The following is a 13634-nucleotide window of genomic DNA, read 5'->3' on the forward strand; positions in this document are numbered from 1 at the left end:
GCTGGCATCGACGATCCTGCGGCGCCCGTCCGAGGTCGCGCCGCAATCCGATGGTTAGCAACGGGCATGCCGATGAGCTCGCCGCGAGCCGACATCGGCCGCCGATGCGCTCGACATCACCGCGATGCGCGCGGCGCGGCGCTCGCGCATGCGTGTCGGAACGGAGGTCGTCGATCACGAGCGCATCCAGAGGCTGAAAAGAGCGCGGTCGACATCATCGCCAGCCGAGATCACGGCGGAATCGGCCCGACCCCGCGCTTCGTCCCCGCCCGGCAACCGACGCAGCTGCTCGCCCCTGGGGTGTCTCGCCGGAGGGGCGAGCCTCCACGCCTGGAGGCTACGGCCTCCAGGCCGCAGCCTTCATCCCGGCACATCGCTCCCCCGGCGGCCTCCCGGGCGCGCGGCGCCGCCGCCCAACTCGCCGTCAAAGCATCGACCTCCCGCGCGAACGGCGACCTGCGCGTTCGGCGCCTGATCCCGGAATCAAGTCGTACGACTTCACACAACTTAACAGCAAGCGGGCGGGGTCTGCGCTACTCACGCCGTGGGGGGAAAACACCGCTTTCAGGAGAAACCTTATGATCGAGAAGAGCACCCTGTCGACGCATACCCATTCTCGTCGTCCGTCGCGCGCCGTCTGGCCTCGCGTCGGCGCGGCGCTGTTGCTCCTCGGAACCCTCGGCGGCGCCGCGTGCACCGCCGGTGTCGACGTGGAGGAGGAGAGCCTCGGCGAGGCGAGCCTGCTCGGGACTTACGATCTGACGAGCAGCTACACGGGCACCGTCGGAGATACCCGCGGCTGGCTCATCGAGTGGGAGGTCCCCGAGTTCCTCAACGAGTCCACGGCCTGGGGCGTGGTGGGCCAGTGGTACTACAACCTGGAGTCCGGCATTTACCACACCCCGGACGGGTGGTTCGTCTACTACTTCGGAGATGACGACGGGGTCACGGGGAATCACTCGAGCTGCAACACCCAGTGGGGCTCGGGGGGCACCTGCGGCGGCTCGCTCAGCGGCCTGCAGCCCGGGGATCAGGTGGTCTTCAAGTACGAGTGGTGCACGTCCGCGCGCGTCGCCGACGTGAACGGCTCCCTCCTCTGCCTCTATGTCGACATGAAGGACGGCGCCGGCTGGCAGTTCCTCGCCCAGGACACGCGCACGACCGTCGAGATGTACGCGCACGACATCGAGCATTTCCGCGACGTGGGCCCGCAGTACGCCGAGCCGCACATCTCCTGCGACGCGCCCATCAAGATGCTGCGCCAGCAGCTGAAGACCACCTCGGGCGTCTGGCAGAACATGTCGGGCTCGAGCACCTGGTCGTTCCACAACGCCCCTCCGTACGTCTACCAGAACAAGAACCTCAGCGCGTCGCCGTCGACCTGGGAGGCGTGCTCGACGTGCAGCAGCCTGCCCGCATGGCAGTCGGGGCAGGTGTATACGCCCTCCACGCTGGTCACCTACGGAGGCCAGTTCTGGCAGGCGACCCAGCAGATCTGGTGGTCGCACCCGGACTGCCCGCCCATCAACCCGGCCTCGTGGTGCCCTGCCGAGTGGGTCTCCCTCGGGTCGTGTAACTGATCGCGGATCTTCCCCCACGACGCGCGCCGGAGGCAACCCTGCTCTCGGGGGTTGAGGCGCAGGGCGCATCACCCCCCTCCGAGCAGGATCCCTAAACCTTGTGCCGCCGGAGGGCGAACGCGACGCCCTCCTGGAGCGTCAGAAACGTCCTTAGCCCCGAGAGCGAGACGCCGAGCGCCACCAGCTGCAGCGCCGCCTCCGGGCCGAGGCCGGTCAGCACCGGCTCCGCGCCGAGCAGCCGGACCGCGCCCGCCGTCCGCTCGAGCTCCATCGCCATCGGCTCATCCATCCTCGGCACGCCCGTCACGTCGATGATCGCGGTCCGGGTGCCCCGCGCGACGATCCCCGCGAGCAGCGCCGACCGCATGCCCTCGCCGCGGCGCGCGTCGAGCTCCCCCACGAGCGGGACCACGACCGCGCGCCGGGAGATCGGCACGATCGGCGTCGACAGCGCCGCGAGCGCCTCGACCTGCGCCCGGAGCGCGATCTCCCGCTCGCGCAGCCGGCTCTCCTCCTCCTGGCGCTGCCGGAGCTCGGCGAGGTGCGCCTCGCGCTCGAGCAGCGCGGCGTGCGCCCTCGCGCGCTCCCGCTGGTGCCGCCACTTCGCGCTCAGCGCCGCGGCCATCTGCCGCACCTCCATCGGCTCGAACGGCTTCTTGAGGATCAGGTACCGGTCCACCTCCGAGAGCCGGCTCGCGATCTCCTTCCAGGACAGGTCGGTGTACGCCGTGCAGAACACCGCCTGCACGTCCGGATCCTCCTCGAAGATCCGGTGGATCGTCTCGACCCCGTCGATCCCGGGAGGCATCCGGAAGTCCACGAACGCCACCGCGTAGGGCTCCCCGCGCGCCCGCGCCTGCCGCACGAGCTCGACCCCCTCCTCGCCCTGGTGCGCCAGCGTGAGCTCCACGTCGAGCTCGACCACCGGGAGCGTCATCGGCGCGTCGAGATCGCCGAAGAGCTCGGCCTCGTGCTCCTCGAGCGACGACCTCCGGGGCCCGACCCTCAAGATCCGCTGGAAATCGCTGTGGATCGCGGCGTTGTCGTCGACGACCAGGATCCTCGTTCTGTGGAGCGCGCTCGCCTTGTTCATCGGGACCTCGGCCCGCGCCGGTCCGCTCGATCCGAGCGAGCCGGCCCTGCCGTGCACGGAAGATCGCCGCCCCGCGCCCGCCGGGCGCGCGTCAAGCGAGCGCCTCGGCGCGCCGCTTCCCGCTCCGGGGCGCGGTGGCCGGGAGATCGAGCGTGAACTTCGCGCCCTGGCCGGGGCCGCTGCTCTCCACGCGGAGGTCCGCGCCGAGCAGGCGGGCCTCCAGCACGCTCGCGTGCAGGCCGAGCCCCGTGCCCTCGGGCCACGTGGTGAACCCCTGCTGGAACAGCCGCGCCAGGTGATCCGACGCGATGCCCACGCCGGTGTCCTCGACCTCCACCGAGCAGCCGCCCCCGTCCCGCGGCGCGCACCGGACGAGGACCCGGCGATCCGGACCCACCGCGTGGCACACGGCCCGCCGCGCGTTCGTGATGAGGTTCGTGACGATCTGGAGCAGCCGGTGCCGGTCCGTCTCGACCCGCGCCTCGTCCGAGAGCTCGCAGACGACCTCGATGCCGTGGTGCGCGCGCTCGGCGCGGTTCAGCCCGACGCGCAGGGCGTCCTCGACCACCGAGGAGACCATGACCGGCTCGACGATGATCTTCATCCCGGCGTTGCGCAGCTGATCGGACACGATGTCGCGGATGCGGGCCACGCACTCGCCGAGCTCCGCGAGCTCGCCGGCGGCGGCCTCCTGCTCGGCCGCGAGGTGGCGCGCCAGCTCGTCGACGTACTCGATCAGCCGCTGGCCGCGCGGGTCGTCCGAGAGGAACCCGGCGAGGTCGCCCCGGTGCGCCTTCAGGAGCTGCGCCACCTGGCCGAGCCGCGGGACGCGCGAGCCCGCGATCCGCTCCGAGAGCTGCATCCGCAGCACCATGACGCTGTTCAGCGCGTTGCCCACGTTGTGCATGGCGCTGCCCGCGACCTCGGCCATCCCCGCCTTGCGCGCGGCGTCGACGAGCTGCTGCTGCGTGCTCCGGAGCTCGCGCGTGCGCTCCTCCACCATGCGCTCGAGGCTCTCGTAGACGAGCGCGTTGTTGAACGAGACGGCCGCCTGCGCGGCGAGCAGGTGCAGGATCTCGAGCCGCTCGGGCCCGAAGAGCCCCTCGAACAGGTTGTTCTCCAGGTAGATCGCGCCGAGCGCCCGCCCCTTGAAGAGCAGCGGCGCGCACAGCATCGACCGGACCTTGCGCGCGCTCACGTACGGGTCGTCCCGCAAGGCCGGGTCCTGCGAGGCGTCGGCGTGGATCACGCTCTGTCGCGTGCGCACCGCGAGCCGCACCGCCGAGGCGCAGACCTCGTCGCTCTGGTCCCCGAGCGGGATCGACGGCAGCGCCCTCGACGCCGGCGGGTGCGCCGTGCCCAGCGCCACCAGCGCGAGGTCGTCGCCGCGCACGAGCAGCAGCGCCCCCCGCTCGGCGCCGGCGTTCTCGACGAGCACCTGCACCATGCTGCTGAGCAGCCGCTCGACGACCAGCTCCTCGGAGAGCACGCGCGCCGCCTTGAGCAGCGTCTCCGCGTCGAACACGTCCGCCCGCGCGCCCCGCTCTCGCCCGGGCTTGATCAGCGGGAACTCCTCGGTCAAGAGCGCGATCTTGCGGTCCACGCCCCACCGGCCGTAGGCCTGCAGCGCGTCGGTCAGGAAGTCGAGCGCCACGCGCGTCCTGCCGCGCGACATCCAGAAGCGGCCGGCCAGCTCGCACGCGAGCGCCTCGATGTTGACGAACGCGTGCTGCCGGCCCAGCGCGATCGCCTGCTCGTACAGCCTCGCGGCCTCGTCCACCCGGCCATCGAGCCGCGCCGCCTCCGCCTCGACCAGCGCGTGCTTGTGGGAGAAGTTCGCCGGGCAGCTCTCCGCCCAGCCGCGCAGCCGCTCGCGGCACGCGTCCAGATCGGCCCGGAGCCGCGCCCGCTCCCCCTCCGCCGCCTCGGGAAGGAGCGCCGCGAGCGCCAGCGCCCGGTAGAACCTGAGCGCCGCGGTCTGGAACTTCCCCGCGAGGAAGCCGAGGTTCTCCTCCGCCTCGTCGGCGAGCCGCAGCGCCTCCGCGGGCAGGCCGTGCAGGTACAGGCACATCGCCTTGAGGATCTGGTAGTGGCAGAGCGCGTAGCGCGTCTGGTGCGCCTCGCAGTCCTTGAGGTACTGCTCCTCCGTCAGCGCCTCCTCGGCGACCGCGGCCTCGTCGCCCGTCAGGTCCCGCAGCGCCAGCAGCAGGCCGAGGATGCTGTGCGTGGCGACCGTGTGCTTGGTGCGCTTGGCGAAGCGCAGCGACGCGGGCAGCTCCTCGAGCAGCCCGCGCGCGCTGGCGCCGCGGAACAGCGGGTTGAGCAGCAGGTAGATGAGGAAGTAGCCCGCGAACTGCAGGTCGCCCGCGTCCAGGCCCGCCCGGTAGCCGTCCCGGAACAGCGCGTCCGTCTCCGACAGCGGGCGCACCCACGACTGGATGTTGTTGCCGAGGATGTAGCAGGCGCGGCAGAAGTCGCCCTGCATCCGGAACCGCAGGCCGATATCCGCCGCCAGCCGGCCGAACGCGTAGCCCTGGTGGTAGTCGCCGTAGAAGTGCCCGATCAGCCCGCCGTACATGGCGAAGCCGTACGACGCCTCGGGCGCCAGCCCGTGCTCGAGCGAGATCCGCACGATGCTGCAGCACGCGAAGAAGTTCAGCTTCTCGAGCTTCAGCATGTACAGCGGCGCCATCAGCTCGTTGAGCACGCCGACCGCCAGCCGCTGGCTCTCGCCTTCGATCTCCTCCGCCTCGATCAGCGACGCCGGGGCCCGGCCGCCCAGCAGCTGCTCGACCCGCGCCGCCTCGGCCTCCACCAGCGCGTCGAGCTCCGCCGCGCTCGCGCGCGACGGCAGCGCCACGCCGACCAGCGCGAGCGCCTCCCGCCCGGCCTCCACCGTGTCGGTGAAGCGCCCGCGCATCGTGTACTGCACCATCCGCAGCTTCAGCAGGTCGGCCTTCTCCACCGGCGTCCTGGCGTAGCCGAGCGCCTCGGTGACCAGCGCCTCGGCCGCGTCCATCGCCCCGAGCAGGTACTCCACCTCGGCCAGCTGCCGCAGCAGGGCGAAGGCGAGCGCGTAGTGCGACGCGAACGCGCCGGCCGGCAGCAGCCCGCGGCCCGCCTCCAGGTAGCGCCGGGCGGCGGCGTACGCGGTCGACTGCTTGGCGCGGACGGCGGCCTCCAGGTTGAGCTGCGCGATCGCGAGCCGCTCCTCGGCGGACCGCACCAGGCCGAGCCCCTCGTCGAGCTGCTCGACGATCTCGAAGATGCGCTCGGAGCGCTCCTCCGGCGCCGCGGCCGCCAGCAGCCGCCGGCCGATCCGGAGGTGGACCGCCTCGCGCTGCGGCCTGTCGATGAGCCCATAGACCGCCTGCTGCACCCGGTCGTGCAGGAAGCGGTAGCGGCCCGCGGCGGCCTCGCCCGAGGGCTCGCCGACCGGGAGGATGTACTCGTCGCGGATCGCCGGCAGGAGGCGGCGCGCGACCTCCGCCCTGCCGAGGCCGGCGATGACCGCGAGGGTCTCCAGGTCGAACGTGTTCCCGATGCACGCGGCGAGCCTCAGCAGATCGACCGTCCCGGCGTCGAGGCTGCGCACCCGCCCGCTCATCAGCTCCACGACGTTCTCGGTGAACCCGCGCGCCTCGATCTTCTCGATGTCCCAGCGGAAGCGGCGCTCCTCCGGACAGAAGTAGACGAGCCCGTCGGCGTCGAGCGCCTGGAGGAACTGCCGCGCGAAGAACGGGTTCCCCTCCGTCTTGTGCATGACGAGCCAGGCGAGCGGCTCCACCGCCCTCGGGTCCTGCCTCAGGGTGTCGGCCACGAGCCGGGTCAGCGCCGCGAACTGGAGCGGGAAGAGCTGGATCGTGTTCACCGTCACCGAGGTCGCCTGCACGGACCTCAGCGTCATGAGCAATGGGTGGCTCTCGTTCACCTCGTTGTCGCGATAGGCCCCGACGAGGAGCAAGGGCCCGAGATCCTCGCCGCCGTGGAGCCCCTCGAGGAGCCAGAGCGAGCCGGCGTCGGCCCACTGGAGGTCGTCGAGGAAGAGGACGAGCGGCTGCTCGCGGCCGCAGAACGCCTTGAGGACCCCGCGGAACGCGAGCAGGAGGCGGTGCTGCGCCTCCGCCGGACCGAGCTCGGCCGGCGCCGGCGGGACGTTCCCGGCGCCGAGGACGATCCCGAGCTCGGGCAGCACCTCGATGAGCAGCGACGCGTTCCTCCCGAGGCGCTTCAGCAGCGACTGCCGCGCGGCCTCGACCCGCTCCGCGCTCTCCGCCAGCACCTGCTGGAGCAGGCTCCGGAGCGCCTGGATCACCGCGGAATAGGGGATCCCGCGGTGGAGACGGTCGAACTTGCCCGAGATGAAATAGCCGTGCTCCCGCGTGAGCGGCTTGTAGATCTCGTGCACGAGCGACGTCTTGCCGATCCCGGAATAGCCCGTGATCATGATCATCTCGCGGCTGCCGGCGAGCACCCGCTCGAAGATCGACAGGTACTGCTGCGCCTCCCCCTCGCGGCCGTAGAGGCGCTGCGGGATGCGGAAATGACCGGAGACGTCGTGCTCGCCGGGGGGGAACGGGTCGATCCGCCCGGCCTCGCGGAGCGCGCGCTGGCACCTCTCGAGGTCCTTCGACAGCCCCTCTGCGCTCTGGTACCGCTCCTCCGCGTCCTTCGCGAGGAGCTTCATCACGATGGCCGACACGGCCGGAGGAACGGAGTCCTCGGACAGCGGCGCGGGCGGCCGGGCCAGGTGGGCGTGCATCCACTCGAGCGGCCCCGAGGCGTCGAACGGAAGGCGCCCGGCGAGCATCACGTAGAACACGACCCCGAGCGAATAGAGGTCTGTGCGCCAGTCGAGGGTCCGGTTCATCCGGCCCGTCTGCTCCGGCGACATGTAGGGGAGCCTGCCCTCCTCGACCGTGCTCTGCGCCTGCGGGTGCTCCTTGCGGAGCCGCGTCGCGAACATGAAATGGGTGAGCCGGACCGCGCCTGTCCCGGGGTCGACGAAGAAGCTCTGCGGCTGGATGTGCTTGTGGATCACGCCGCCGCCGTGCACCTCGGCGAGCGCGTCCGCCATGCGCGCGGCCCACGAGAGGAGCTGCTCGATCCGGAGCGGAGCGCGCGCGAGGAGCGCGTCGAGGGGCGTGAGCCCCTCGTCCTCGAAGACGAGCACCGGTGTCTCGCCGGACAGCTCCATCCGCGCGGGGCTCAGCGCCCCCGCGGCGTCGAGAGAGCGGGTGATCTCGAATTCGTTGAGGAGCGCAGAAGCGGCCGCAGCAGCCGTGTGACGAGGTGAGTCGAGGTGCCCCTTGAGCAGGACGCGGCGCTCGTCGCTCTCGCGCACGGCGCGCACGAAGCTCCACCGCTCATTTGTCGTATGCACCACCTCTTCGCTTCGATAGCCCACAGCTGCTTGCAAGGCTCTGCTCCGATCTGGCGAGGCGATGACTGCCCTCCAGCAAGGGGCGGATCATAAGCCGCCGATCCGCGGCTGTCACAGAAATCGTCGAACCTCCAGGGAGAACTCGGCGTCTGTCGGTGTTTGCGCGCGTTTGCGCGCCTCTGCGCTCGAGATCATCGAACCAGGGAGTGCGCACAGAGACCCTGCCGGTGCGCGGATCGAGGGCACTCGTGTCCAGGGGACACGCGCTCGCCGGAGGCGCGTCGCGCGGCCCGTCTGACAGCCTCGCTGACCCGCGCGGCGGCCGGGGCGGCGACTGGGGCTCTCGGGCCCCCTGCGCGGCGCCCGCCGGGGCAGGCGGGCTTACCCCGCGAGCACGGATACGCCGGCGCCGCGGTCAGCGCTTCGGCGTGGGGGCGGGCGCGCGGCCGACGAGGCCGTAAAGGACGATCCGGTGGACCGCGGACAGCATCGCCAAGGCTTCGTCGCGGGAGCTCTGGAACAGCCACGGAGGGGAGAAGCTCGCGTAGGCGCGCAGGAGCGCGCGCGCGGCGAGCTCGGGATCCTCGGCGTCGAGCTCGCCCGCGCGGGCGCCGCGGGCGATGAGGTCGCGGAGCAGGGCGCGCTCCTCGTCGAGGAAGCGGGCGTGGGCCGCCTTCACGGCGCGGCTCTGGCAATGCACGAGGTCGCAGGCGTGCGCGCCCGAGCCGGCGAGCTCCAGGAAGGAGCGCGCGCGGACGTCGAACACCGCGCGCAGCCGGTCGCAGAAGGGCAGGTCGTCCACGGCCGCGGCGGCGCGCATGGCGGCCATGACGGCGCGGTGCTGGCCGTGGGAGAGCTCCTCGACGATGGCGTCCTTCGAGGCGAACTCCAGGTACACGGCGCCGACCGCGATCTCGGCCTCGCGGGCGATGTCGGCGACGGTGGTCTTGGCAGGCCCGTACCGGCGGAGGAGCCGCTCTGTCGCCTCGAGGATCCGCTGACGCCGCTCGCTCGCGCCGCCGGGGTGACCGTGCTCCATGGCGTGAGCGATGTTCTCTCGGATTCACGCCCGGGGGAAGCGTCCCGGCGAGCCGTCGGCGGGAACACCCCGGGGGCGGGGCGGGCGGCGCGCGGGCGCGCGGGACGCCGAAGCAGGCGCGGGCCCGCGGCGCGCGGGCGCGGGGCGACGGAGCCGAGCCATGACGTTGATTGCCGTCCGTCCGGCGGCTATCGTGGGCTGGCTTTGCGCCGGATTCTCCGCGAAGATCGCGCGTTTCACGCGATCCTCGATCCGGCGGGCCGAAGGGACCGATCGATGACGAGCACCGCGCCGACACACGACGAAGCCGAAGGGCTGGTTCGACAGGGGCAGGTGATCGCCGGCAAGTACCGCGTCGACCGGGTGATCGGCATCGGCGGGATGGGCGTCGTCGTCGCCGCCACCCACCTCCAGCTGGAGGAGCAGGTCGCGATCAAGCTGCTCCTGCCCGCGGCCGCCCACTCGCGCACCCTCGCCGAGCGCTTCGTGCGCGAGGCGCGCGCCGCGGTGAAGGTCAAGAGCGAGCACGTCGCCCGCGTGACCGACGTCGGGACGCTCGAGTCGGGCACGCCGTACATGGTGATGGAGTACCTGTCCGGCAGCGACCTCGCCGAGGCGCTCCGCGCCGGCGGGCCCATGCCGCCGCAGGTCGCCGTCGAGTACGTGCTCCAGGCTTGCGAAGCGCTCGCCGAGGCGCACGCCGCGGGCATCGTCCACCGCGACCTCAAGCCGGCGAACCTGTTCCTGACGCGGCGCGCCGACGGCTCGCCGTGCGTGAAGGTGCTCGACTTCGGGATCTCGAAGGTGGCGACCGGCGGCGCCGATCCGCGGATCACCGACACCACGGCCGTCATGGGCTCGCCGCTCTACATGTCGCCGGAGCAGCTCAAGTCCGCGCGCGACGTCGACGCGCGCACCGACATCTGGTCGCTCGGCGTCATCCTGTTCGAGCTGCTCGCGGGCGCGCCGCCGTTCGACGGCGCGACCATGCCGCAGCTCTGCGTGGCGATCATGCAGGGGATCCCGCGCCCGCTCGCCTCGTTCCGCCCCGACGTGCCCCCGGCGCTCGAGGCGGTGATCCAGCGGTGCCTGGAGAAGCTGCCGGAGCGGCGGTTCCGCGACGTCGGGGCGCTGGCCGAGGCGCTCGCGCCGCTCGCGAGCGGGCGGGCGCGGCTCTCCGTCGACCGGATCAGCGGGATCTCGCGGAGCTCGGCGCCGTCGCGGCCCGACGCTGCGGCGCGGAGCGGGGCGATCTCGCCGACGATGGCGAGCACCGCCGCGCCGTGGACGGGGACGGTGGCGCGGCGGAAGCGGCCGGTGGGGCTCGTCGCGCTGGCCGGCATCGGCCTGTCGCTCGCGGTCGCGCTCGGGATCTTCGGCTTCCTGAGCGCCCGCGCGGGCCGCGACGGCGCCCCGGCCGAGCCGTCCGCCAGCGCCTCGGCGGCGCCGTCGCCGGCCGGCTCCGCGGCGCTGCCCGGCGCGCCCGCGGCGCCGTCGCCGGCCGGCTCCGCGGCGCTGCCCGGCGCGCCCGCGGCGCTCTCGCCCGCCGTCACGCCCGGCGGCGTCGAGGCGCCCCCGCCGGCGGAGGACCGCGCGGCGCCGGGCCCGGCCGCGGCCGCCTCCGCGGCGGCGGGCCCGGCCGCCGTCGTCTCCGCGGCGGCGGCCGGCGGCAAGCCCGCGGCGGCGCCCCCGGCGAGCGCCGCCCCCCGACCCGCGGGCGCCGCGGCCCCGCCGCAGCCCCGGACCGCCCGGCCGGCCGCCGCTCCGGCCGCCGCGCCGGCGAGCGGCAACCTGTTCGACGATCGCAAGTGAGGACACGACCATGACGAGCCTGCCCATGCAGCACCTCGGGCGCCTGCTGGCGCTCGCGATGTTCCTTGCCGCCCTCGTGGGGGGCGGCCGCGACGCCAGGGCCGATACGGCGGCGGCGCAGGCGCTGTTCGACGCGGCCAGGCAGCTGATGGCCCAGGGCAAGCACGCCGAGGCGTGCCCCAAGCTCGAGGAGAGCCAGCGGCTCGATCCCGGGATCGGCACGCAGTTCAACCTCGCGGCCTGCTACGAGCAGCTCGGCCGGACGGCGAGCGCCTGGTCGACGTTCCTCGACGTGGCGGGCGCGGCCAAGGCCGCCGGCCAGCTGGAGCGCGAGAAGGTCGCGCGGCAGCGCGCCACGGCGCTGGAGCCGAAGCTCGTCCGGCTGACGATCACGGCGCCCGCGGACGCCCCGGCCGACCTCCAGGTGAAGCGCGACGGCGCCCTCGTGGGGCGCGCGCAGTGGGGCACGCCGGTGCCCGTGGATCCCGGACAGCACACGGTCGAGGCCTCCGCCGCCGGCCGCTCGCCGTTCGTGAAGACCGTCGAGGTCAACAAGGCCGGCGCCTCGGAGACGGTGGCCGTCCCGCCGCTCGCGGCCGCGCCGGCCCGCGCCACCGCCCCGCCGGCGAGCGGCCCCGCCGCGCCGCCGCCCGCGCGCGCCGCCGCCCCGCCGGCGAGCGGCGCCGCGCTCGCGCCCGTGGCCGGGCGCGCGCCGCCCCCCCCGGCCGAGCCGCTGACCCGGCGCCGCAGCAAGGGGTTGATGGTCACGGGCATCGTCCTGACGAGCATCGGCGCCGTGGCCCTCCTCGGCGGCGGCCTGGCGCTCGCCGCGAGCTCGGGCACGGACTCGGAGTACACGGGGGAGCCCCCCGACCCGTTCGAGGAAGAGTTCGGCTACGAGGAAGATGCCAGCGCGGAGGAGGCCGGCGTCGCGCTCATCCTCGGCGGGGTCGTCTTCGCCGGCGTCGGCATCCCGCTCGCGATCATCGGCGGCCGCAAGGTGCCGGTCCAGCCGGAGAAGAAGGCCGCCTCCGCGCCGCCGCCCGAGCTCGTCCTCGGCCCGCGCTACGCCGGGCTCCGCTGGTCCATGTGAGCGCCCTCATTCCGGATCGATGCGGTACACGGTGCCGCCGCCGAAATCCGTGACGTAGACCTCGCCCGTGCCGTCCTGCCCGAAGCTGGCGAGCTTGAAGCGGAACGACCCGAGATCGTCCGTCCGGTCGACGGGCGCGGACGCCACCCCGCCCTCGTATCTCAGCGTCCAGATCCGGCCGCTGCAGTAGTCGCCGAAAAAGTAACTGCCGCGGAGCCACGGGATCTTGCTCCCCCGGTAGACGTAGCCGCCGGTGACCGAGCAGTCCTCGATCACCTGCCCGGCATGGCCGTATTCGGCGGCGGGGAGCGTCGTGGCGCCCTCGGGGTCGCAGTCCTCCGCCGGCGAGAAGCAGTGCGCGCCCTCCATCAGGCGCCACCCGTAGTTCTTCCGGCCCTGCCCCGCCGGCTCGATGTTGATCTCCTCCCAGAGCCGCTGTCCGACGTCGGCGATGTAGAGATCGCCCGTGCACGCGTCGAAGCTGAAGCGGTACGGGTTCCGTAGGCCATAGTCCCAGATCTCGGGCAGGACGCCTTCGCCGGTCATGTTCCCTTCCGGGATGCGGTACGGGTGCGTCGAGACGTCGATGCGAAGGATCTTCCCGAGCCACGTCGCGAGATCCTGGCCGTTGCCGATGGGCGAGTGGCCGGGGCCGGTATCGTTGCTGTTCCCGCCGTCGCCGAGCGCGAGATAGAGAAAGCCGTCGACCGGGCTGAACTCGAGCGAGCCGCCGTTGTGGTTGCGCGCCGGCTGCGCCTGCTCGAGGTAGGTGGCCACCGGCGTCGGATTGGCCACGTCCGGGCGCTCGCCCCGCGCGAACTCGACGACGCGCGTATCGCCGTCCGTCGCCTTGTCGGAGTAGTGGACGAAGAAGCGGCCGTTGCTCTCGTACTCCGGGTGGAAGGCGAGCCCGAGGAGGCCGCGCTCGTCCGCGAAGATAAGGAGTTCCCGGATGTCGAGGAAGACCGTCGGCTCGGTCGCCCCCTCGTCGAGGACGAGGATCTGACCGGGCTGCGTCACGATGAAGAGCCGCGTCGGGTCGCCCGGCGCGGATTTCACGAGGATCGGGGATTTGAGGCCGGTGACGAGCGGGGTGAGCTTCAGCGCGCCCTCGTCCTCGGACGGCGGCGCGCAGCTCAGCCGCGCGCCGCCCCCGCCGCTCGCGCCAGCGCCGCCGGCGCCGCCGTCACCGCCGGCCCCGCCGTCACCGGCGCCGCCCCCGCCGGAGCTGCCCCCGGCATCGCCGCTTCCGCCGGCGCCGCTCCCGCCCGGCCCGCCGGTCGAGGAGGCGGAGGAGGCCGCGCCGCCGGTGCCGAGCATCAGCGGGGAGATCGATTCGTCGCGCGAGCACGCGAAGAAGGCGAGCCCGGTCGCCACCGGAAGCGCGATGACCAGGAGTGGCGATAGGGCAGAGCTCGATGGCCTCATCACGGCAAGATATCGCAGATCTCCGTCCCGGGAGGCGAAGATCTGGTGTTCGCGGCCGGCGCTCGCGCGCATGGTGCAATCGAGCGCACGCCGGACGGCGCCGCTCCGGGATCGCCCGAGCGCGCGGATCCCGGCGCGCGCTCGATGAGATCGCGAAACGACGCCGGCGATCTCCGCATCGATGGAGATGGCCGCCTCGCCGCCCG

7 protein-coding genes are annotated in these 13634 nt (G+C 73.0%); 3 read left to right on the plus strand and 4 right to left on the minus strand.

Annotated features, from left to right (window positions below; all coding sequences use genetic code 11):
• The first annotated feature begins 578 nt into the window (after positions 1-578).
• Complete coding sequence (locus tag WMF20_RS26710; RefSeq protein ID WP_437604763.1) at positions 579-1580, plus strand: hypothetical protein; 1002 nt, start codon at positions 579-581, stop codon at positions 1578-1580.
• A 91-nt stretch (positions 1581-1671) separates the two neighbouring features.
• Here WMF20_RS26710 and WMF20_RS26715 read toward each other — a convergent pair whose 3' ends face one another.
• The 3 genes from WMF20_RS26715 to WMF20_RS26725 form a co-directional block, all read right to left on the minus strand.
• Entirely contained in the window at positions 1672-2673 is a 1002-nt protein-coding gene (locus WMF20_RS26715; protein ID WP_437604764.1) for a response regulator, read from the minus strand.
• 91 nt (positions 2674-2764) lie between these two features.
• A complete protein-coding gene (locus WMF20_RS26720) occupies positions 2765-8056 on the minus strand; it encodes a trifunctional serine/threonine-protein kinase/ATP-binding protein/sensor histidine kinase (RefSeq protein ID WP_437604765.1) in 5292 nt (1763 codons plus the stop codon).
• Positions 8057-8471: 415 nt separating this feature from the next.
• Positions 8472-9095 (minus strand): TetR/AcrR family transcriptional regulator, encoded by a 624-nt coding sequence (locus WMF20_RS26725; RefSeq protein WP_129577071.1) that lies wholly within the window; start codon positions 9093-9095, stop codon positions 8472-8474.
• Between the two features lie 276 nt (positions 9096-9371).
• On the opposite strand from WMF20_RS26725, the gene WMF20_RS26730 reads away from it, so the two are divergent.
• Both WMF20_RS26730 and WMF20_RS26735 read left to right on the plus strand, forming a co-directional pair.
• Complete coding sequence (locus WMF20_RS26730; RefSeq protein WP_437604767.1) at positions 9372-10907, plus strand: serine/threonine-protein kinase; 1536 nt, start codon at positions 9372-9374, stop codon at positions 10905-10907.
• Between the two features lie 10 nt (positions 10908-10917).
• A complete protein-coding gene (locus tag WMF20_RS26735) occupies positions 10918-12000 on the plus strand; it encodes a hypothetical protein (RefSeq protein WP_437604768.1) in 1083 nt (360 codons plus the stop codon).
• Between the two features lie 6 nt (positions 12001-12006).
• Here the strand turns inward: WMF20_RS26735 and WMF20_RS26740 are convergent, their stop codons facing one another.
• Positions 12007-13377 carry a PQQ-dependent sugar dehydrogenase gene (locus tag WMF20_RS26740; protein ID WP_437604769.1) on the minus strand — a complete coding sequence of 457 codons (1371 nt, stop codon included), beginning with the start codon at positions 13375-13377 and terminating at the stop codon, positions 12007-12009.
• Positions 13378-13634 lie beyond the last annotated feature (257 nt).

Source organism: Sorangium sp. So ce834, from assembly GCF_051521425.1.
Lineage (GTDB): Bacteria > Myxococcota_A > Polyangia > Polyangiales > Polyangiaceae > Sorangium > Sorangium cellulosum_D.